General features: G+C 30.5%; 23 protein-coding genes. 17 read left to right on the top strand and 6 right to left on the bottom strand.

Annotation, left to right across the window (positions count from 1 at the left end):
• Nucleotides 1-22 precede the first annotated feature (22 nt).
• Entirely contained in the window at nt 23-781 is a 759-nt protein-coding gene (gene yaaA / locus ACIQZ1_RS05450) for a peroxide stress protein YaaA (RefSeq protein WP_396159768.1), read from the top strand.
• Here the strand turns inward: yaaA and ACIQZ1_RS05455 are convergent, their stop codons facing one another.
• Complete coding sequence (locus ACIQZ1_RS05455; RefSeq protein WP_396159828.1) at nt 782-1,348, bottom strand: anthranilate synthase component II; 567 nt, start codon at nt 1,346-1,348, stop codon at nt 782-784.
• Between the two features lie 50 nt (nt 1,349-1,398).
• Between ACIQZ1_RS05455 and ACIQZ1_RS05460 the strand changes: the two genes are divergently transcribed.
• Nucleotides 1,399-1,953 (top strand): Smr/MutS family protein, encoded by a 555-nt coding sequence (locus ACIQZ1_RS05460; protein WP_396159770.1) that lies wholly within the window; start codon nt 1,399-1,401, stop codon nt 1,951-1,953.
• Nucleotides 1,954-1,957: 4 nt separating this feature from the next.
• Nucleotides 1,958-3,079, top strand: coding sequence for a cysteine desulfurase family protein (locus ACIQZ1_RS05465; protein ID WP_396159772.1), 1,122 nt, complete (start codon nt 1,958-1,960; stop codon nt 3,077-3,079).
• A 52-nt stretch (nt 3,080-3,131) separates the two neighbouring features.
• On the opposite strand, the gene ACIQZ1_RS05470 is transcribed toward ACIQZ1_RS05465, so the two are convergent.
• On the bottom strand, nt 3,132-3,974 hold the full coding sequence (locus ACIQZ1_RS05470; RefSeq protein ID WP_396159774.1) for a DUF2911 domain-containing protein: 843 nt from the start codon (nt 3,972-3,974) through the stop codon (nt 3,132-3,134).
• Nucleotides 3,975-4,105: 131 nt separating this feature from the next.
• Between ACIQZ1_RS05470 and ACIQZ1_RS05475 the strand changes: the two genes are divergently transcribed.
• The 3 genes from ACIQZ1_RS05475 (at nt 4,106) to ACIQZ1_RS05485 (ending at nt 6,720) form a co-directional block, all read left to right on the top strand.
• Nucleotides 4,106-4,840 carry a hypothetical protein gene (locus tag ACIQZ1_RS05475; protein ID WP_396159776.1) on the top strand — a complete coding sequence of 245 codons (735 nt, stop codon included), beginning with the start codon at nt 4,106-4,108 and terminating at the stop codon, nt 4,838-4,840.
• A gap of 124 nt (nt 4,841-4,964) precedes the next feature.
• Nucleotides 4,965-5,429, top strand: coding sequence for a cell division inhibitor (locus ACIQZ1_RS05480; protein ID WP_396159778.1), 465 nt, complete (start codon nt 4,965-4,967; stop codon nt 5,427-5,429).
• Between the two features lies 1 nt (nt 5,430).
• The gene (locus ACIQZ1_RS05485; protein ID WP_396159780.1) at nt 5,431-6,720 is read left to right on the top strand and encodes a cryptochrome/photolyase family protein; all 1,290 of its coding nucleotides are present in this window, start codon (nt 5,431-5,433) and stop codon (nt 6,718-6,720) included.
• Between the two features lies 1 nt (nt 6,721).
• Here the strand turns inward: ACIQZ1_RS05485 and ACIQZ1_RS05490 are convergent, their stop codons facing one another.
• Entirely contained in the window at nt 6,722-7,372 is a 651-nt protein-coding gene (locus ACIQZ1_RS05490) for an HAD family hydrolase (protein ID WP_396159782.1), read from the bottom strand.
• 89 nt (nt 7,373-7,461) lie between these two features.
• Here ACIQZ1_RS05490 and ACIQZ1_RS05495 point away from each other — a divergent pair, with 89 nt between their 5' ends.
• The 3 genes from ACIQZ1_RS05495 to ACIQZ1_RS05505 are packed head-to-tail and all read left to right on the top strand — an operon-like array spanning nt 7,462 to nt 9,046.
• Entirely contained in the window at nt 7,462-8,004 is a 543-nt protein-coding gene (locus ACIQZ1_RS05495) for an RNA polymerase sigma factor (protein ID WP_396159784.1), read from the top strand.
• Between the two features lie 31 nt (nt 8,005-8,035).
• Nucleotides 8,036-8,494 carry a hypothetical protein gene (locus ACIQZ1_RS05500; protein WP_396159786.1) on the top strand — a complete coding sequence of 153 codons (459 nt, stop codon included), beginning with the start codon at nt 8,036-8,038 and terminating at the stop codon, nt 8,492-8,494.
• A 12-nt stretch (nt 8,495-8,506) separates the two neighbouring features.
• Nucleotides 8,507-9,046 (top strand): hypothetical protein, encoded by a 540-nt coding sequence (locus ACIQZ1_RS05505; RefSeq protein WP_396159788.1) that lies wholly within the window; start codon nt 8,507-8,509, stop codon nt 9,044-9,046.
• Between the two features lie 21 nt (nt 9,047-9,067).
• Here ACIQZ1_RS05505 and ACIQZ1_RS05510 read toward each other — a convergent pair whose 3' ends face one another.
• The gene (locus tag ACIQZ1_RS05510; RefSeq protein ID WP_396159790.1) at nt 9,068-10,099 is read right to left on the bottom strand and encodes an oxidoreductase; all 1,032 of its coding nucleotides are present in this window, start codon (nt 10,097-10,099) and stop codon (nt 9,068-9,070) included.
• 161 nt (nt 10,100-10,260) lie between these two features.
• On the opposite strand from ACIQZ1_RS05510, the gene ACIQZ1_RS05515 reads away from it, so the two are divergent.
• From ACIQZ1_RS05515 to ACIQZ1_RS05530, 4 genes are all read left to right on the top strand, one after another.
• The gene (locus ACIQZ1_RS05515; RefSeq protein WP_396159792.1) at nt 10,261-11,478 is read left to right on the top strand and encodes an RsmB/NOP family class I SAM-dependent RNA methyltransferase; all 1,218 of its coding nucleotides are present in this window, start codon (nt 10,261-10,263) and stop codon (nt 11,476-11,478) included.
• Nucleotides 11,479-11,488: 10 nt separating this feature from the next.
• Nucleotides 11,489-12,598 (top strand): endonuclease, encoded by a 1,110-nt coding sequence (locus ACIQZ1_RS05520; RefSeq protein ID WP_396159794.1) that lies wholly within the window; start codon nt 11,489-11,491, stop codon nt 12,596-12,598.
• 122 nt (nt 12,599-12,720) lie between these two features.
• Nucleotides 12,721-13,329, top strand: coding sequence for a YkgJ family cysteine cluster protein (locus tag ACIQZ1_RS05525; protein WP_396159796.1), 609 nt, complete (start codon nt 12,721-12,723; stop codon nt 13,327-13,329).
• Nucleotides 13,330-13,401: 72 nt separating this feature from the next.
• Nucleotides 13,402-13,998 carry a YkgJ family cysteine cluster protein gene (locus ACIQZ1_RS05530; RefSeq protein ID WP_396159798.1) on the top strand — a complete coding sequence of 199 codons (597 nt, stop codon included), beginning with the start codon at nt 13,402-13,404 and terminating at the stop codon, nt 13,996-13,998.
• A gap of 4 nt (nt 13,999-14,002) precedes the next feature.
• Here ACIQZ1_RS05530 and ACIQZ1_RS05535 read toward each other — a convergent pair whose 3' ends face one another.
• Complete coding sequence (locus ACIQZ1_RS05535; protein ID WP_396159800.1) at nt 14,003-14,515, bottom strand: helix-turn-helix domain-containing protein; 513 nt, start codon at nt 14,513-14,515, stop codon at nt 14,003-14,005.
• 21 nt (nt 14,516-14,536) lie between these two features.
• Nucleotides 14,537-14,845 carry a cupin domain-containing protein gene (locus ACIQZ1_RS05540; RefSeq protein ID WP_396159802.1) on the bottom strand — a complete coding sequence of 103 codons (309 nt, stop codon included), beginning with the start codon at nt 14,843-14,845 and terminating at the stop codon, nt 14,537-14,539.
• 162 nt (nt 14,846-15,007) lie between these two features.
• On the opposite strand from ACIQZ1_RS05540, the gene ACIQZ1_RS05545 reads away from it, so the two are divergent.
• From ACIQZ1_RS05545 to ACIQZ1_RS05560, 4 genes are read left to right on the top strand one after another with little or no spacing between them, the layout of a single operon-like run.
• Complete coding sequence (locus tag ACIQZ1_RS05545; protein WP_396159804.1) at nt 15,008-15,835, top strand: phytanoyl-CoA dioxygenase family protein; 828 nt, start codon at nt 15,008-15,010, stop codon at nt 15,833-15,835.
• Nucleotide 15,836: 1 nt separating this feature from the next.
• Nucleotides 15,837-16,667, top strand: coding sequence for a sugar phosphate isomerase/epimerase (locus tag ACIQZ1_RS05550; RefSeq protein ID WP_396159806.1), 831 nt, complete (start codon nt 15,837-15,839; stop codon nt 16,665-16,667).
• Nucleotides 16,668-16,670: 3 nt separating this feature from the next.
• Nucleotides 16,671-18,029, top strand: a complete 1,359-nt coding sequence (locus ACIQZ1_RS05555) for a sugar porter family MFS transporter (RefSeq protein ID WP_396159808.1) — start codon at nt 16,671-16,673, stop codon at nt 18,027-18,029.
• Nucleotides 18,020-20,176, top strand: a complete 2,157-nt coding sequence (locus ACIQZ1_RS05560; protein WP_396159810.1) for a GH92 family glycosyl hydrolase — start codon at nt 18,020-18,022, stop codon at nt 20,174-20,176. The genes ACIQZ1_RS05555 and ACIQZ1_RS05560 overlap by 10 nt, the downstream gene beginning before the upstream one ends.
• Nucleotide 20,177 lies beyond the last annotated feature (1 nt).

Below are 20,177 nucleotides of genomic sequence, written 5' to 3' on the forward strand. Positions count from 1 at the left end.
AATTTTGAAAAAAATCTGTAAAATGAAAATTGTTATTTCTCCAGCAAAATCTTTAAATTTAGATAAAGAACTTCCTACTTCATTATTTACGGAAGCATCTTTTTTAAAACAAGCTGAAACCATTCAGAAAACCTTAAAAAAGAAAAAGCCAAAACAATTAATGGAATTAATGGATATTTCTGAAAAATTAGCAGATTTGAATTGGCAAAGAAACCAAGAATGGCAACTACCTTTTACGACAGAAAATGCACGACCAGCAATTTACACCTTTGATGGCGAAGTGTACACAGGTTTAGATGTATATTCGTTACCTGTTGAGAAAGTTACCGTTTTACAAGATAAATTGCGAATTTTATCTGGATTATATGGCGTTTTGAAACCTTTAGATTTAATGCAAGCCTACCGTTTAGAAATGGGTACTTCGATACAAATTGGTACTAAAAAAAATCTATACGAATTTTGGAAAAAATCAGTGACAGATTATTTAAATTCAGAATTAAATAAAGACGAGTTATTTGTGAATTTAGCCAGTAACGAATATTTTTCTGCTGTTGATACTAAAAAATTAAAAGTTCCTGTAATTACTCCAGAATTTAAAGACTATAAAGACGGAAAGCTCAAAATGATTTCTTTTTTTGCGAAAAAAGCCAGAGGTTTAATGGTACGTTACATTATTGATACAAATGCAGAAACTGTTGATGATTTAAAAGGTTTCAACTATGAAGGTTATGCATTTGATAGTAATTTATCTGAAGGAAATAAATTGGTTTTTACTAGATAATTAATTATTCAACCAATTCTCTAATATTCTTTTTCCATCTGGAGTAAGAATACTTTCTGGATGAAATTGCACACCTCGAACATCGTAAACACTATGCTTAACTGACATAATTTGTTTGTTTTCGTCAATTGAAGTTATAATCAAATTTTGTGGGAAATTGTCATTTGAAATTACCCAAGAATGATAACGACCTACTTCAATTTCATTTGGTAAATTAGTAAAAATAGTATCGTTTTCAATAATCGTAATTTTTGATGCTACTCCGTGATATACCTTTTCTAAATTTATTAATGTACCACCAAATACCTCACCAATGGCTTGTAAGCCCAAACAAATTCCTAATATGCTTTTTGTTTTGGCATACGTTTGTATGACTTCTTTTAACAAACCTGCTTCGTTAGGGATACCTGGCCCTGGCGACAAAACTATTTTATCAAAAGCGTCTAACTCTTTTAATTCAAATTCATCATTTCTAAAAACAGTAACCGTTGCGCCTAAATCTTCCAAATAGTGGACTAAATTGTAGGTAAAACTATCGTAATTATCTATGACAACTATTTTCAAAATTAAATGGTTTTTAAAGTTATTATTTTACTTTTGTAAAAATATACTATTTTATGGAAAACGCAATGAAAATTGGAGATGTTGTTCAGGTTTTAGATGATAATTTAGAAGGTGTAATTTTACGATTTCAATCGGACAATTCAATTGTTATTGAAACTAAAGATGGATTTGAGTTAATATATAATCAAAAAGAAGTTATAAAAATCGCAAGTGATGCGCCTAAAATTAATTTTGAAGGCAACCTTTCTAAAGTATTAGCAGAAAAAGAAATTCCAAAAAAACTAGGTTCGGTTTTAACCAAATTGAGCAAAAAAGATCCAATGGTTTTTGAAGTGGATTTGCATTTAGAAAAAATAATTACGGGAAAAAATCAAAATTTAACTAACTTCGATAAATTAAATATTCAACTTGAAGAAGCGAAAAGAGCTATGGATTTTGCAATTTCTAAACGTTACAATCGTGTAGTGTTAATTCACGGAGTTGGTGATGGCGTTTTAAAAAGCGAGTTAGAATATTTATTAAGACGATATGAAAACATAGTAATCCAAGAAGCCAATTACGGAAAATATGGATTGGGTGCTATGGAAATTTACATTAAGCAAAATTAATTTGATGAAGAAAATATATTTAGATAACGCAGCCACTACTCCGTTACGTTCTGAAGTAATTCAAACGATGATAGATGTGTTGCAAAACGATTTTGGAAACCCATCTTCTACGCATAGTTTTGGTAGAAGTGCGAAATCGATAATTGAAACCTCAAGAAAAACAATTGCAAAATATTTAAACTGTTCTGCTCAAGAAATCATTTTCACTTCAAGTGCAACAGAAGGAACAAATTGGATTTTAAGAGAAATGATTAAAAATAATGGTATTAAAAAAATTATTACCAGCAAAATTGAACATCACGCCACTTTATATACGGTTTTAAATTTGCAAAAGGAATTTGGAATTGAAGTAGAATATATTTCCGTTCTGCCTAATGGAAATTTAGATTTATTTGATTTCGAACGAAAATTAGATGATAAAATTCCAACTTTAGTAACATTAATGCACGTTAATAACGAAATTGGAACGCAATTAAATTTAGATACAATTACTGCTATTTGTCAAAAATACAAAGCTGTTTTTCATTGTGATACGGTTCAATCTATTGGTAAAGTCGCCATTGATTTACAGAAGACTCCTATAGATTTTGTAGTGGCAAGCGCACATAAATTCCACGGACCAAAAGGAATAGGTTTTACTTTTATTAGAAAGAACACAGCAATACAACCTATGTTGTTCGGTGGCGAACAAGAAAAAGGATTACGAGCTGGTACAGAAGCCGTTCATCAAATTGCAGGTTTGGCAAAAGCATTTGAAATTGCAAACGAACAATTAATCGAAGAAACAAAATATATAACAGAATTAAAATCATATTGTATAACCAAACTACACGCAAATTTTGATGGAATTATTGTTAATGGAGAAAATACATTCTATAATATTTTAAATGTATTATTACCTTTTTCAGAAGAAAAAACGGCGTTAATTTTATTTAATTTAGATATGAAAGGCATTGCAGTTTCCAGAGGAAGTGCTTGCCAAAGCGGGAGTGTAAAACCCTCACACGTTTTGGCAGAATTTTTATCTTCAGATGAAATAAATAAACCTTCATTACGAATATCATTTAGTCATTATAACACAAATGAGGAAATTGATGTTTTAATAGAAAGTCTAAAAACCATATAAAAAAAATGCCATTCAAATTGAATGGCATTTTTTTTCTTAAGTAATGTGGAATTTATTTAGACCACAATTCAATACTGTCTTTATTTTGTTTTATATAATCTTCATTTTTTTCTGCTGTAGCACCTGCTAAAGATAATTTTGCGGTTTCAATTGCTCCTTTTTTATCGCCTAATTTAAATTGAATTAAAGATTTTAATCTGTAATACCAAAACGGTACTTTCTCACCTGATAAAGGAATTGCTTGATTCATCCAAAGTAATGCTTTATTTAAATCAGTATTTGATTGATAATAATATTGTGCACTTGCATAATAGTCTTTTGCAGAAGGACCATTCATAACGTCTTCAATAGATTTCAAAACAATTTTTTGAGTAGGTACCTCAATTTTTACTGATACTAAAGTTTTTTCCCAAGACAATTCTAAATTAGCAGCCTCAGTTGTTACATTATTAAATGAAATAGTAAATGTTTCAACTAATCGATTTAAACTTTCAGGCTTTGCTGATGTTTTTAACGCAACTTTTTCTTCCATCCATTCTTCTGGCAAACCCCAATTATCAGTGTCTTTATAAAATATAATGTCCCATGAATCTGCTTTTGGTGTAGTGTACAGAGCATATGAACCTTTAGATATTGGCTTGCCATCTATTAAAACATCTTGCGAAAAAGTAATTGTTGTATTTTTGTTTGCACCAGTTCTCCAATTTTTTCCATAAGGAACTAACTCACCATATACAATTCTTCCTTTTGCACTAGGTCGATTATATTCCAAACTAATATTCGTCAAACCTACAGTTTGATCAATTTTTGAAATTGGACTAGCTTGAGGCGTAACAATTTGCGCACACAAAACTTCTGAAATCAAGAATAAACTAAATAAGATATATTTTTTCATAATTCAAATATTTTTTTGCTAAATTACTATTAAATTTTGTTTTATTAAAGTTTAATATATTAAAACCTAAAATGAAATTTTTGTTTACTAAAAAATAATCATTTAGATTTGTAGATTAAAAACTACAAACTATGAAAAAAATTAAAATTTTATACTTAGCGTTATTAGTGATATCGCAATTAGGTTTTTCTCAAAAGAAAAAAATCGCAGTAGTAACCTTTTATGCAAATAAAATGGTTGCATTTGACGACTTAGGAGTAGGTCTAGATTTTTTGTTGAGAGACGTTTTAAATTTAAGAGACAATCCTAACTTTAATTTAAACCCGATATTAAACCAATATCATGACAACTTTTTTAATAACTATTCAAAAGAACTTCCTTTTGAACTAATTTCAGAAAATGAAGTATTAAATAATGCTGCATATCAAGCATTTCAACCGAAATTTGATTTATCGAAATATGAAGCTAAAAACTATTTAATGTTTGATAAATATAAATATATTTATGAAGGTTTAGGTGGTCAAGCAAATGAAGTTGCTATTGCGAAGCTTTTTGCTGACAAAGCTGATGGTGTAATGTTTGTAAATATTGATTTTGCATTAGAAAAAGGTTTCGGAGTTGGTAGTACAGCTACTGTAAAAATGAGAGCTACAACACGAATGGCTTTATATAATAAAACAGGTGAAAAAGTGTTTGCTTTTTCTGAATCTGAAAGATCAAAAAAAACATCCGTAATGGTAAGTGGATTACCTATTATTACTCCAGAAAAGATCTTACCAATGTGTGAAAGTGCTTTAACCGAATTAATGGGTGATTTAGGAAAGAGAATTGCTAAAATTGTTAAGAAAACAGAAATGAAATTATAATACATATTTTATTAAATAATTTAAATGCCTTAAAAATTTTAAGGCATTTTTTTTTAATAATTTTGTTTATTATTTTATTTATAATATTAAACAAATGTATATTTGCATAATTAAATTCTAAAAAATGAAAATATACAGATTAGCATCCAAACAAAATTTACCCATTTCTAAAAAAGAAGCTTGGGATTTTTTATCTAGTCCAAAAAATTTAAAAGCAATAACACCTGAATATATGAGTTTTGATATATTGAGTGGTGCAGATAGACCGATGTTTGCTGGACAAATCATTCAATATATTGTTACGCCTATATTAGGAATTAAAACGACTTGGGTTACCGAAATTACACATGTAGTTGAAGGAGAATATTTTGTAGATGAGCAAAGATTTGGACCTTATGCTCTTTGGCATCATAAACATTTTATTAAAGAAATACCAGGTGGCGTGGAAATGGAAGATATTATCGATTATAAAGTTCCAATGGGGATTTTAGGACAATTGGTACATCCATTTATTGTAAAACCAAAGCTAGATGAGATTTTTGAATACAGAAGAAAAAAATTAATTGAACTTTTTGGAGAATTTAAGTAATATGACAATTTTTTGGTTTAGAAGAGATTTACGTTTAGATGATAATACCGCATTTTTTCATGCTTTACAAAGTAATGATACTGTTTTGCCTATTTTTATTTTTGACGAAACCATTTTGCAACATCTTGAAAAAAACGATGCTCGTGTAACTTTCATTCATAATCAACTTGAAAAAATAAATGTCGAACTTGGAAAAATTAACAAATCACTAGCCATTTTTCATGGAAAACCAATTGAAGTATTTGAAAAACTAATTGAAGATAACCAAATAAAATCGGTTTATACCAATCACGATTATGAGCCGTATGCTAGAAAAAGAGACGTCATATTAAATGAAGTATTTAAAGAAAATAAAATTGAATTTAAAACGTGTAAAGATCAAGTAATTTTTGAAAAGTCTGAAATTACCAAGGATGATGGTTTGCCGTATGTAGTATATACCCCGTTTTCAAATAAGTGGAAAGCAAAATTAAAAGAAACTAAACTTGTAAATTATCCTTCCGAGACGTTACTAAATAATATAGCATCGCATCCCTACCCTTTTTTATCTTTAGCAGATATTGGTTTTGAGATTAGTAAAATTGCACTTCCCGAGTACACAATTTCTGAAAAATTAATTTCAGAATATGAAGCTACTAGAAATTTTCCAGCAATTAAAAACGGGACGTCATTAGTCGGTATTCATTTGCGATTTGGAACTATTAGCATCAGAAAATTAGTGCAACACGCTTTAAAATTCGAAAATGAAACTTTTTTAAAAGAATTAATTTGGCGCGAATTTTTCATGCAAATTTTATGGCATTTCCCTCACACTCAAACCAAAAGTTTCAAACCTAAATACGATGAAATAAAATGGGTAAATGATGAAAAGCTATTTAAAAATTGGTGTGATGGAAAAACCGGATATCCAATGGTAGATGCAGGTATGAGAGAATTAAATGCTACTGGACATATGCACAATCGCGTACGAATGGTGGTAGCTAGTTTTTTATGCAAACATTTATTAATTGATTGGCGTTGGGGTGAAACTTATTTTGCTTCTAAATTATTAGATTATGAACAATCAAGTAATGTTGGCAATTGGCAATGGGCAGCAGGTTCAGGTGTTGATGCCGCACCTTATTTTAGAATATTTAATCCAACTGAGCAAATTAAAAAATTTGATGCAGCATTAAAATACATCAAAAAATGGATTCCTGAATTGGAAACACTACAATATCCAAATCCAATTGTTGATCATAAAGAAGCAAGAGAAAAATGTTTACGCGTATATAAAGAAGCCGTTGGTTAATTTATTTTAATATGTTTTTATAATCTAATTCATCAAAACTATCTATTACTAAATTTGCCAAGCTGTAATCTTGTTGTTTGGAATTAACACTTCTATAACCTACACAATAAATGCCAGCAGCATTTGCGGCTTTTATTCCGTTAGTACTGTCTTCAATAACAATACAATTTTCTTTGTTAGATTTTGATAACCTTACGGCTTCTAAAAAAATATCTGGATTGGGTTTCGACTGAGGAAAATCCTCTCCAGAAACAATGTGCGAAAAATAGGAATGTAATTTAAAACGATTAAAAACGCGATTTATAGTTACTTTAGATGAGGAAGATGCTAAAATTAACTGAATACCATTTTGATGTAATTGTTTAATTAATTCCTCCACCCCTTCTAATAAAAACAAGTCTGCTTTGGTATCGAAAGCATCATTAAATAAACTTCGTTTTTTTTCTACTAAAGTGTGAATATCTTCAGTTACTTCAAAATGGTCTTTAATTTTTTGAAACACATTTTTTGTTGAATTTCCTGTAAAAGAAGCATACATTTCTGCAGACACCTCAATACCTAACAACTTAAAATGCTCATAATACGCATAATTGTGTACGGGCTCTGTATCCACAATTACACCATCCATATCAAAAATCACAGTTTGTAACATCTTTTTTGTTTTCTTGCGAAATTAAAAAATTAAATGATAATTAAACCTTTTTGTGTAACTTTAGTCAAATATTAAACGAATTGTTGATTTTGCAAGAAGAAAAATTATTTATAGAAACGCTCATAAATCCGAAAACGAAAAATACAGCGTTTAAACAATTGGTGCAACGCTATCAAAAACCTTTATATTATCATATCCGAAATATCGTTTTAAATCACGATGATGCGGATGATGTGCTTCAAAATACGTTCATAAAAGTGTTTTCAAATATTGGTAATTTTAAAGGCGATAGTAAATTGTATTCTTGGATGTTTCGAATAGCAACGAATGAATCGCTTACTTTTATTGAACAGCGCGCCAAAAAACAAGGAATTTCTAATATAGAAGTACAGCAAAAGGCAATATTAAATTTAGAATCAGATGTGTATTTTGAAGGAAATGAAATTCAATTACAACTTCAAAAAGCCATTGCTACTTTACCTGAAAAACAACAATTGGTTTTCAAAATGAAATATTATGAAGAAATGAAATATGAAAATATTAGTGAAATTTTAGATACTTCAGTCGGAGGCTTAAAAGCAAACTATCATCACGCGGTAAAAAAAATTGAAGAATATTTAAAAAACAATTAAACCATTTACATAAACAAAGGTCTAATATATAATGAAAACAGAATTAGATAATAATAAAATTACAAACGGCTTTATTACGCCTAACGATTATTTTGATAATTTATCAGATAGAATAATTGAGAAAATAAATGGAGAAGCATCTTCAAATTTAATCCCTATAACATCTGGTTTTAGTGTGCCTGAAGACTATTTTGTTAAAAATGAAGCAAAATTGTTAGCAAAAGTCAATTTTACAGAAGCTAAAGTTGTTAGTTTAAAACACACCTTACATAAAGTAAGCGGAATTGCAGCAGTTTTATTACTAACTATTGTTTCTCCCATGTTATACCATTCAACAGAAACAAAAAACAATGAACTAGTAGAAATGAGTTATTTACAATTGCATTCCGAAGAATTAAGTGTATATGAAGTGGGCTCTATGTTAGACGATAAAGAATTAATAGAATTAGAAAATGAGTTGATTTACAATAATTTAAACAATATTAATTAAATAAAAAGTAAAATGAAAAATTTAGTAATACTTGTAGCGTTTGTTTTTAGTTTGAGTAATCAAGCGCAAGAAAATTTAGAGGCTAAAAAAGTAGAAATAGAGAAACGAAGAGCGCAATTAATTGAAAAAAGAGAAGAAATACTTGCCGCTAGAAAAGAAATGATACAAGAAAAAAAGGATAAAATTAAATCGTTAAAAATTGCATTTATTTCTCAAAAATTGGCACTAACTTCAGAAGAAGCAGAAAAATTTTGGCCCGTTTATAATAAGTATGACGACAAAATAATGGCTTTAAAAGAAGCCCAAATGAAACTTCGAGTTGGTAAAAAAAATGGTACCGATGAAGAAGCTTTAAAAAAAATTGAAGAAGCCGAAGCAATTGAAACGGAGGTAATGCTTTTAAAAAAGAAAATGCGTGCAGAATTAATTCCAATTATCACTGCTGAAAAAGTTGTAACATTAGAGCGTTTAGAACACGAATTTCACAGAAAAATTTTAGAAAAATTAAAAGGACGTAAAGGCAATCATCCACCGCCTCCACCTAGAAGATAAATAATAATTAATAAGCCATTTCTAATGGCTTATTTTTATTTTGGTTACTTTGTTTTTACCTGCTAAATACAAATTATTTTCTCCACTGAAACGAAGGGTATAAAAATCGGTATCATCTAAAATTTTTGTCCACTTTTCTCCAAAATTAGTAGAATAATAAACACCTGAAGTACCACAAGTATACAACACTTTTCCTCGACTTTTTGGCACAAATTGTACGCATGATGCATATCCAAAAGCTTGATCTTTTGATACTATTTTCCAAGTTTTACCTCCATCGTTAGTAGTTGCTTTATTGATAGAATTATCTTTCTGATTTTCGTAATTTCCACCCACAATAATTCCTTTTCTTTTGTTGTAAAAATCCATAGAAAATGCACCAGTCATAGCTTTACCTTGAATTATAGGGGTATCAAAAACCTGCCAAGACATTCCTTTATCTTCACTCATAAATAACCTAGATTTTATTCCTCCAGAAATAATATAAATCACGCCTTCAATAATTTTCACATTGGTATCGCTTGCCGCAAAAGCTGCCTCTCCCTCAAGCGTTTTTGGTAATATATCACAAGAAATTTTTTGCCAAGATTTTCCAGAATTTTCTGTTAAAAGTACAGATAAACAATCTTCTATTGGGTCTCCAATAACTATTCCTAATCCTGTTTTTGCATCAATAAACATACTATCATAAAATACTTTTTCTCCAGTTTCAGAATAAATTAAATTTGAAGCAGCACTATATCCAAAAGTATTTAATGCATACATATTAGCTGGGGTTCCCGCATTTAAAACATAAATGCTGCTATTCGCATTCGCCATACTTCTAAAATCTGTATTTTCTTTCTGTAATTTTACGATTTTAGTTTCAGCCTCGTTTTGAAAGCTTATAAATCCTGCTTTACTATTTGTGCCTCCAAACCAAACTCCATTTATCGTTGGATAAATAGCTCGAATAGAAAGAGAATCTAAAAAAATATCTTTTCTTTCTAAAATTTTATGTGTTGATTTACAGGACAATAAAACAAGAAACACGAACAAGGATAAATATTTCATAAACTACTTATTTTAGGCGAATATACAATTATTCAAAAAATGACGACCATTTATATCTATATTTTTAGAGATCTATTAGTTTAAAACGAGCTATTTATAGCGTGAATCAACACTTTTTTGTTTTTAATTGTTATCTTTGCAAGCATTTTTATACTTAATACATGAGATTTCACAGAAACATAAGTTTTGCAGTAATAGACGCCTTAATGGCAATTTTCAATGAAGGCGAATATGCTGATAAAGTTGTTGCCAGAGCATTAAAGTTAGATAAAAGATGGGGAAGCAGCGATAGAAAATTCGTAGCAGAAACTATTTATGATATTGTTAGATGGAAACGCCTTTATGCTGAAATAGCTGAAATTAAAAAAGAACCATTTGAAAGAGATAGTATTTGGAGAATGTTTGCCGTCTGGGCAACCTTAAAAGGATATACGTTACCAGATTGGAAATATTTTGAAGGTACACCAGTTAGAAGAATTAAAGGTAAATTTGATGAATTATCAAAAGATAGAAAATTCAAAGAATCTATTCCAGATTGGATGGATGAAATTGGTGTAAAAGAGTTAGGAGAAACAATTTGGTCAAAAGAAATTGCCGCTCAAAATGAACCTGCAAAAGTCATTTTACGTACCAATACCATCAAAACAACTAAAGAAGCGTTAAAACAAGAATTACTTCAATTAGATATTCATACAAAAGTACTTCCTGATTATCCTGAAGCATTAGAATTAGAAGAAAGAGCCAACGTATTTATGACAGATATTTTTAAAAATGGCTTGTTTGAAGTACAAGATGCCTCTTCTCAAATGGTGGCTCATATGTTAGATATTCAACCTGGAATGCGAGTGGTTGATACTTGCGCAGGTGCCGGTGGAAAAACATTACATATGGCTTGTTTAATGCAAAACAAAGGGCAAATTATTGCTATGGATTTGTACGAAAGCAAATTAAAACAATTAAAAATTCGTGCCAAACGAAATGGAATTCACAACATTGAATATCGCGTTATAGATACTACTAAGGTGATAAAGAAACTACACGGTCAAGCCGATAGAGTACTTATTGATGCGCCTTGTAGTGGCTTAGGTGTATTAAAAAGAAATCCAGATGCTAAATGGAAATTAAAGCCAGAATTTATAGACAACATTCGTAAGGTTCAAGCTGAAGTTTTAGAAAGCTACGCTCCTATTGTAAAACCTGGAGGAAAATTAGTGTATGCTACATGTAGTGTCTTACCTTCTGAAAACCAAGAACAAGTAAAAAAATTCTTAACCACAGAAATTGGAAAGAACTTTACTTTCGTTCAAGATAAAAAAGTATTAGCTCACGAATCTGGCTATGACGGATTTTACATGGCTTTATTAACTAGAAATAAATAAACCCCAAAATATGAAAATAAAATTACTATTATTATTGTTATCTGCTCATTTTGGTTTTGGGCAAGCTGGAGCACCTGCAAATCCTTATTATAACGGAATGAACTGGACGCTTACAGGAATGAATTTGAAAAATGCCTTAGCAACAAAAATTACAGCGACTCATACTAATTTTTTAACATATTCTGAAGATTGGAATGCAACTCAAGCAACCGATGTAAATCCAACAAATTCAAGCAATGTTTTGTTATTATATGGATTTAGTTCTACAACTTGTCCAGCTTCTACATCAGATGATAATGACCATAGAGAACGAAATAGTATGAGTAATGGAGGTGGAAATTCTTGCGAATGGAACCGTGAACATGTATATGCAAAATCATTAGGAACACCCGCTTTAGTTGATGGCGCAACATCTTCAGCTGATAGTGATGCTGGCGAAGATGCTCATCATTTAAGATCTTGCGATGTGGATAGAAACGGAAATAGAGGAAATTTAAAATTTGCAGCTGGTTCTGGTAATTCAGCACCTGTTACAGGCGGTTGGTATCCCGGAAATGAATGGAAAGGTGATGTAGCAAGAATGATGATGTATATGTATTTAAGGTATCCTTCACAATGTTTACCAATTAATGTGGGTACTGGTGCTACTGTTTCTACAGATACAAATATGATTCAATTATTTTTACAGTGGAATGCAGAAGATCCTGTTTCTCTTTATGAAGATAATCGAAATACATATCATGGGAATTTATCAAACACATATGCGCAAGGAAATAGAAATCCATTTATTGACAATCCTTATTTAGCTACTGTTATTTGGGGAGGACCTGCAGCAGAAAACAGATGGCCAACAGTATTTTTATCATCTCAAAGTTTCATATCAGATTCAGCTGTTCAGGTATACCCAAACCCAACAAATTCTAATGAAATTGAAATTGCTACAGAAGAAAGCATTTCGAAACTTACTTTAATTAATGTTAATGGTCAAATCATAAAAGAAATTGTTAATCCTATTTTTTACCAAAACACGTTTAAATTAAACAATTTACCACAAGGATTTTATTTTTTACAAATTAATGCTGAAAAAGGAAGTCTGACTAAAAAAATTATAGTGAACTAATTTAATTTTTATTATTATATTCTAAATCTCTAATTATTAATAGTTAGAGATTTTTTCTTTTTGAAATAAATCCAACTTAAACTAAGTTTAGTCATATTAAAGCGTACATTCGTAAAAAAAATATGTCCATTGAAATAAAGGTTGCAGCTGTAGAACATTTGTTTAGTCAATTAGATATTGAAATAAACACCTTTCAAAAAGAAACTAAGTTGCATTGTAATGTGGGTTGCGGTAAATGTTGCACAAAATTAGACATTGAGGCCTCTCCATTAGAATTTTTACCTTGGGCATTTCATATATTTTTAAATGGTGAAGCAGATAAAATTCTTGCCGAATTAGAAATAAAAACTTCCACAATTTGCCATATATACAATCCTTTAACCTTATTAGATAAAGTAAACGGGAGTTGTAGTAATTATCCTTATCGTGGATTGATTTGTAGATTATTCGGATATGGCGCAACGAAAGACAAATACGGACAATTGCGATTGGCGACTTGCAAAATAATAAAAAGCGAGCAAGTAGAAAACTTCAATAATTCAACAGAATCAATAAATAAAGGTCTTCCCGTTCCTGTATTTACTGACTATTATATGAATTTATCTCAAATAGATTTTCACCTAGGAAATATTATTTTACCAATTAACCAAGCTTTAAAATATGCCATAGAAGAAGTGTTACAGTACTATGCCTATCGACCTTTGCCGAATGGATTTAAAAATATTGCTTAGCATTCTTTTCATTATTGCTTTATATTGATTTGACAATTCTTTTTTAAACCGTAAATTCGCCAAAAAAAAAGAATGTCAATTGAAAGAAAAGTTCAAGAAATTGAATTGTTATTCGATAAATTAGAATCCGAATTAACTACTTTTACCTCTAAAACTCATTTATTCTGCAACGCTGGTTGTGGAAAATGTTGTACCAATCCTACGATGGAAGCCTCTCCACTTGAATTTTTACCATGGGCTTTTCATTTGTTTAAAATTGGCGAAGCAGAAAATACACTTGAAAAATTAGCAAAACACTCCAACCCTATTTGTTATAATTATAGTCAAACATCAGAAAAAAATGAACATTTAGGAAGTTGTTCAACTTATAAATACCGAGGTTTAGTTTGTAGATTATTTGGATATGGTGCCACTAGAGATAAATTTGCACAATTGCGTTTGGCCACATGTTCTATCATAAAAGACGAGCAAACTAATAATTATAACGCCGCAAACGAAGCCATTAATAATGGATTGCCTGTTCCAATTTTTACAGATTATTATATGAATTTATCTCAGATAGATTTCAGATTAGGAAATAGTTATGTACATATAAATCGTGCTTTACAAATGGCTATTGAAGATGTATTGCAATATTATGCCTATAGAGATTTTCCTGAAGTAGAATAAAAAATTAGATAGCTATTGATTTTCTATATTTTGAAGGCGTCATTTCTTTTTTGCTTAAAAAAACACGATTAAAATAACTAAGACTTTCAAAACCACAATCAAATGATATTTGATTAATTGATTTTTCTGTTTGAACTAATAACCTACAAGCCTCATTAATCCTAAGTTCATTAAGATAATCTGAATAGGTTTTACCAGTAGCTTTTTTAAAAAACTTACAAAAGTTACTCTCCGTTAGAAAAATTAGGTCTGCAACTTCTTTAAGTGATATCTTAGTGTAAAAATTGTTTTGAATGTAAAGACAAACTTTATTAATTCGCATTTCATTTTTCTTTGAAACAACATTATGAAAGGAATTTGAAGCAATAAGAATGGGTTGCTTTTTTGACAAATCATCTAAAACAGAAATTAACTTTAAAATTTTATCTACACCATTTGTTTCTGTTAATGCAATAATTTTAGAAACCAATTCTTCATCAGGCTCAAATCGAATTCCTCTCACTGAAGTATCTAGCATATTCTTAATCAATAGACTTTCTTAAAGCCCTAAAAAAGGAGTTATAAATTCCTTTGAAAACTGAATAACTACCGCATCCGATTTAATGTCATCATTTAACTTTCCAGACCAAGTATGAGGCAAATGATTCCCTAAAAGAACTAAATCGCCATCATTAAAATATTCATAAGAATTACCCACGATCCGATATCCATTGCCTTTCACAATATAGGTCAATTCATATTCCGGATGATAATGCCATTTGAATTGAAAAAAGGGCACTTGGTATCGAAATGCGTAAAAACTTGATGCGCCCTGATTTGATTTTACATCTTCTAAAATTGCTTTCATAATCGCAAATTAACTTAAAAAACTGAAATGTATCAAAAATAATTCAATATAGTATTACATTTTAACAAATTAATGCTAAATCGTAATTAAAAGATTAAATATTTTTGAAAATCAATTAGTCTACAAAAAATAATTTGTCAAAAAAAAATATACTAAAACGTTATGCAAACACTTTCAAAATCAATATCAGAATTTCTTAACAAACCGTATTCATTGACTTCAGAACAAATTGAGTTCTATCAAAAAAACCGATATATAAAATTGAAAGAAGTTCTTAATCAAGAGACAACGGAGTTTTTTAACGAAGTTATTACAACGCAAGTGAACAAAATGAACAAAGAACAAACCGCACTTGAAGACAGAACAACTTATGGAAAAGCATTTTTGCAATTATTTAATTTGTGGTTAGAAAATGAAGTTGTTAAGGAACTGATTTTTAGTAAACGAATTGCTAAAACAGCATCGGATTTGATGGAAGTAGATGGAGTTAGATTGTATCACGACCAAGCGTTATTTAAAGAAGGCGGAGGAGGAATTACGCCTTGGCACGCCGATCAATATTATTGGCCTTTAGAAACTGACAAAACAATTACTGCTTGGATGCCACTTCAGGCAACTCCACTGGAAATGGGTCCGTTAGAATTTAGCGCTGGAAGTCACACAATAGTAGAAGGACGAGAATTAGAAATTGGTGACGAAAGTGAAGAATTGATTCAAAAGAAATTACGAGTAACCGATTTCAAACATGTAATTGAATCCTTTGATATTGGAGAAATTAGCTTTCATTCGGGTTGGGTTTTCCATCGAGCAGGCGCTAATGTTACCAACGAAATGCGAAAAGTAATGACCATAATTTATATGGATAAAGATATGAAATTAAAAAATCCTGAAAATAAAAATCAAATCCACGATTGGAATACTTGGTGCCCTGGCGCTAAAGTGGGTGAAATAATTAATTCGCCTATTAATCCTATATTATATGCTGAATAATATGGAAATCAAATATATCTGTACTTACTGGGGTTGCGAACATTTATCAGCAAAAGAATTTCTTACTAAGGTAGTCACAAACGGCTACAAAGGTGTGGAAATCAATTTTCCTGATGATGCTGATTTCATTGCAGAATTTCAAGTAGAATTACAAAATATCCGAAATACTAGTAATCCTGATTTTATTTTTATTGCCCAACAAGTACTTTCCAATAAAATTGAAACTGTAGCTGAATATATTGAAAGAATTACAGATCGCTTAGAATTTCTAATCCAATTAAAACCGAATTATATTAATTCTCACACCGGAAAAGATTTTTTTAGTTTTAGTGATAATTGTAAAATTATAGAGATTTGTGATCACTTATCAAAAGTTTCAGGAATTCCTATTTGGCATGAAATTCATCGTGGACGATTTTCTTTTCATTTAAAATCACTTCTTAACTATATTGATATTTTTCCTAAACTAAAATTAATAGCAGATTTTTCTCATTTTTGTGTGGTTTCCGAAAGTGATTTACACGACCAAAACGAGTTACTTTGCAAAATATACCCAAATATTAATCACATTCACGCACGTATTGGATTTGAACAAAGTCCACAAGTAAACAATCCTTTTGCTCCAGAATGGAAAAATTATTTAGAACAATATTTAGGTTGGTGGAAAGAAATTATTGAAATTCAAAAGAAGAAAAATAAAGAGAATATTACCATTACACCCGAGTTTGGTCCGTTTCCATACATGCCACAAGAACCCTTTACAAAAAAACCACTTGCTGATCAATGGGAAACAAACCTTCAAATGAAAAACTATTTACAACAAAACCTTTAACAAATGCAAAGTAAAAACTACATTCTTTTTATAGCTTTAAGCGCCGCATTAGGTGGCTTATTATTTGGATATGACACGGCAGTCATATCGGGTGCTATTGGAAATTTAACCGAATTTTTTCATTTGTCTCCTGTGGAAACGGGTTGGGCAATTTCTAGCGCATTGGTAGGTTGTTTAATTGGTGCTTTTTTCTCTGATTTTTTAAGCGATACATTTGGACGAAAAGTAACCATGCTGATTACAGCAGTACTTTTTATCTTAAACTCTATCGGAACGGCCTTCCCTACTTCGTTTACGATGTTTGTCCTATTTCGTATTGTTGGAGGAATTGGTGTGGGTATTGCCTCGATGGTTGTACCCATGTATATTGCAGAAATTGCCCCACCAAAAAGACGCGGCGCCTTAGTAGGAAACTATCAATTAGCGATTGTAATTGGTATTGTAGTGGTCTATTTTGTAAATTATTTCATTGCTTTGCAAGGTGATGCCGCTTGGAATTTAAACATAGGTTGGCGATGGATGTTTGGCTCTGAAATTATTCCTTCTATCCTATTTTTAATCTTTATTTTTTTAATTCCTGAAAGCCCTAGATGGTTATTTCAAAAAGGTGAAACCAGCAAAGCCATTGTAGTTCTTCAAAAATTAAATACACCAGAAGAAGTAGCGCAAGTTCAATCTGAAATTGAAAATTCACTACAGCAGGAAGATAAAAATCAGTGGAAACATTTAAGCAATCCTATATTTAAAAAAGCGCTTTTTGTGGGTATCGGACTTTCTGTCTTACAGCAATTAACAGTAATTAATGCCATTTTATACTATGCGCCAGAAATTTTTAAAAGTTTAGGAAGTTCTACCGATGTTTCATTATTAGAAACCAGTATTCTAGGTGTAGTGAATTTAATTTTCACTTTGTTTGCCATTAAATTAGTAGATAAAATGGGAAGAAAACCATTGCTTTATATGGGTTCTATCGGTATGACTATTGCCTTAGCTGCCGTTGGGCTTTTCATTTATTTTGATGCTGTTGGAAATTGGGTATTACCATTCTTACTGCTATTTATGGGGGCTTTTAGTATTTCTTGGGGTCCAATTGTTTGGGTATTATTATCTGAAATTTTTCCAACTAAAATTAGAAGTTTGGCTTTAGCAATTAGTGTTTTTATTCAATGGGTTGCTAATTTTGTAGTAACACAAGTTTTTCCTAGTTTAGTTGAAAATCAGTGGTTAAAAGATAACTTTAATGGTGCATTTCCGTTTTATTTATTTTCTGTAATCTGCTTATTTTCACTTGTTTTTGTTTGGAAAAAAATTCCCGAAACAAAAAATAAAACCCTTGAAGAAATGGATGCATTATGGAAATAAAAAAAGTAGTATTTAGTTCTTTGTTTCTGCTTTACATATTAAATGTAAATGCTCAAAATAATACAAAATTTGTAAATACATTTATTGGAACCGATGGCACAGGTCATACTTTTCCGGGACCTTCTATGCCTTTTGGAATGGTGCAACCAGGACCTGATAATTCTATTGAAGGTTGGAACCATACCAGCGGTTATCAATATAAAGACACTTTATTGTTGGGATTTTCACAAACACGATTTAGCGGCACTGGAATTGGTGAGATGGGAAATATACTTTTGTTACCATTTGATCAAAATAAAATAAAATACAAGAATAGTTATCATAAAGACTCAGAAAAAGCAAGTGTTGGTTATTACACTTTAACTAAGAAAGATGGTATTAAAGTAGAATTAACGTGTTCAGAAAGAGTAACTTTTCATAAATATACTTATCCATCTCAAGAAGCTAAATTATTGCTCGATTTTCAACACGGCATTCAATTTCTAAACGATAGTTTGGTGTTAGAAAATGACATTAAAATTGAAAACAATACTACGATTTCAGGATATTGTAAAACCAAAGGTTGGGTAACTAAAAAATATTTTTTTACAATTAACTTTGAAACTCCTTTTTCAAAAATCCAAGAGATTCCGAAAGGGAAAAAGCAAAATGCACCTAAATATATTTTAGATTTTAATTTGTCAAAGAATAAAATAGTACAAGTAAAAATTGCTTTATCTACAGTTAGTATTGAGGGTGCAAAATTGAATTTAACAACTGAAATTCCGCATTGGAGCTTCGAAAAAGTAAAACTAAATGCCGAAAAAGTTTGGAATGATTATCTGAACCGTATTGATATTGAAGCTCCCCAAAAACAAAAAGAAATCTTTTACACCTCGATGTATCATTTATTGCTACAACCATCTAATATTGCAGATGTTGATGGAAAATACCGAGGTGCCGATGATGCAATTGCAAAAGCATCAAACAATGAATATTACTCTACTTTATCCATTTGGGATATTTATAGAAGTGCTTTTCCGTTGTTGCAAATTATTGCGCCTGAAAAAATTGATGGTATCATAAACACTCTTCTTTCACATCATAAAGCAGCTGGATTTTTACCTATTTGGACGGCTTGGGGACAAGATAATTATTGCATGATTGGCAACCACGCTATTCCAATGATTCTATCAGCTCATCAAAATGGTTTTACTGGTTTTGATAAACAAGAAGCACTTAAAGCTATGATTGAAACTTCAACACAAAATCACTTCAATTCTGATTGGGAATTATACAATCAATTTGGCTATTATCCCTTTGATAAATTAGATAATGAAGCGGTTTCCAGAACTTTAGAAAGTGGATATGATGATTGGTGTGTAGCCCAAATGGCTGATCAAATGAATGATAAAGAAAATTCAATTCAGTTCCTAAAAAGAGCCCATTATTATCGAAATTTATTTGATACAAAAACCCAATTATTTCGAGGAAAAGACACTAATGGCAACTGGCGAAATCCTTTTGATCCGCTAACTGCTACTTCACCTATGAACAATCCAGGCGATTATACCGAAGCCAATGCATGGCAGTATTTTTGGACTCCTGCACAATATGATATCGAAGGAATGCAAAATCTTTTGGGCGGAAAAACTGCTTTCACCAAAAAACTAAATGATTTTTTTACCATTGAAAGTGTCAATCCAAATAAATTTTTAGGACAAGAAGCCATGATTGGACAATATGCTCATGGTAACGAACCGAGTCATCATATAGTGTATTTATATGCTTTTTCCGATACACCAAAAGTGGGACAAAAATACATTCATAAAATTATCTACGAATTTCACAACAATACTCCAGATGGTATGATTGGTAATGACGATTGCGGTCAAATGTCGGCTTGGTATATTTTATCAACTTTAGGTTTTTATCCTGTAAATCCGGCTAATGGTGAGTTTGTATTGGGTGCACCGCAAGTTAAAAATGCAACGATCCATCTAAAAAACAACAAAAAATTCAGCATCAGTACTTCTAATTTTTCTGCAGAAAATATTTATACAAATCATCAAAAACTAAACAATACAGAAGTAAGTACACCAATAATAAACTATTCGGATATTATTAAAGGCGGAACACTCAACTTTCAAATGACAAATCAATACTAAT

The organism is Flavobacterium sp. (assembly GCF_044341185.1).
GTDB lineage: Bacteria > Bacteroidota > Bacteroidia > Flavobacteriales > Flavobacteriaceae > Flavobacterium.

Excerpts from the sequence above, each read along its gene's own strand:
- yaaA (WP_396159768.1), top strand. The coding sequence starts at position 23 with ATGAAAATTGTTATTTCTCCAGCAAAATCTTTAAATTTAGATAAAGAA.
- ACIQZ1_RS05460 (WP_396159770.1), top strand. The coding sequence starts at position 1,399 with ATGGAAAACGCAATGAAAATTGGAGATGTTGTTCAGGTTTTAGATGAT.
- ACIQZ1_RS05465 (WP_396159772.1), top strand. The coding sequence starts at position 1,958 with ATGAAGAAAATATATTTAGATAACGCAGCCACTACTCCGTTACGTTCT.
- ACIQZ1_RS05470 (WP_396159774.1), bottom strand. The coding sequence starts at position 3,974 with ATGAAAAAATATATCTTATTTAGTTTATTCTTGATTTCAGAAGTTTTG.
- ACIQZ1_RS05475 (WP_396159776.1), top strand. The coding sequence starts at position 4,106 with ATGAAAAAAATTAAAATTTTATACTTAGCGTTATTAGTGATATCGCAA.
- ACIQZ1_RS05480 (WP_396159778.1), top strand. The coding sequence starts at position 4,965 with ATGAAAATATACAGATTAGCATCCAAACAAAATTTACCCATTTCTAAA.
- ACIQZ1_RS05485 (WP_396159780.1), top strand. The coding sequence starts at position 5,431 with ATGACAATTTTTTGGTTTAGAAGAGATTTACGTTTAGATGATAATACC.
- ACIQZ1_RS05490 (WP_396159782.1), bottom strand. The coding sequence starts at position 7,372 with ATGTTACAAACTGTGATTTTTGATATGGATGGTGTAATTGTGGATACA.
- ACIQZ1_RS05500 (WP_396159786.1), top strand. The coding sequence starts at position 8,036 with ATGAAAACAGAATTAGATAATAATAAAATTACAAACGGCTTTATTACG.
- ACIQZ1_RS05505 (WP_396159788.1), top strand. The coding sequence starts at position 8,507 with ATGAAAAATTTAGTAATACTTGTAGCGTTTGTTTTTAGTTTGAGTAAT.
- ACIQZ1_RS05510 (WP_396159790.1), bottom strand. The coding sequence starts at position 10,099 with ATGAAATATTTATCCTTGTTCGTGTTTCTTGTTTTATTGTCCTGTAAA.
- ACIQZ1_RS05515 (WP_396159792.1), top strand. The coding sequence starts at position 10,261 with ATGAGATTTCACAGAAACATAAGTTTTGCAGTAATAGACGCCTTAATG.
- ACIQZ1_RS05520 (WP_396159794.1), top strand. The coding sequence starts at position 11,489 with ATGAAAATAAAATTACTATTATTATTGTTATCTGCTCATTTTGGTTTT.
- ACIQZ1_RS05525 (WP_396159796.1), top strand. The coding sequence starts at position 12,721 with ATGTCCATTGAAATAAAGGTTGCAGCTGTAGAACATTTGTTTAGTCAA.
- ACIQZ1_RS05530 (WP_396159798.1), top strand. The coding sequence starts at position 13,402 with ATGTCAATTGAAAGAAAAGTTCAAGAAATTGAATTGTTATTCGATAAA.
- ACIQZ1_RS05535 (WP_396159800.1), bottom strand. The coding sequence starts at position 14,515 with ATGCTAGATACTTCAGTGAGAGGAATTCGATTTGAGCCTGATGAAGAA.
- ACIQZ1_RS05540 (WP_396159802.1), bottom strand. The coding sequence starts at position 14,845 with ATGAAAGCAATTTTAGAAGATGTAAAATCAAATCAGGGCGCATCAAGT.
- ACIQZ1_RS05545 (WP_396159804.1), top strand. The coding sequence starts at position 15,008 with ATGCAAACACTTTCAAAATCAATATCAGAATTTCTTAACAAACCGTAT.
- ACIQZ1_RS05550 (WP_396159806.1), top strand. The coding sequence starts at position 15,837 with ATGGAAATCAAATATATCTGTACTTACTGGGGTTGCGAACATTTATCA.
- ACIQZ1_RS05555 (WP_396159808.1), top strand. The coding sequence starts at position 16,671 with ATGCAAAGTAAAAACTACATTCTTTTTATAGCTTTAAGCGCCGCATTA.
- ACIQZ1_RS05560 (WP_396159810.1), top strand. The coding sequence starts at position 18,020 with ATGGAAATAAAAAAAGTAGTATTTAGTTCTTTGTTTCTGCTTTACATA.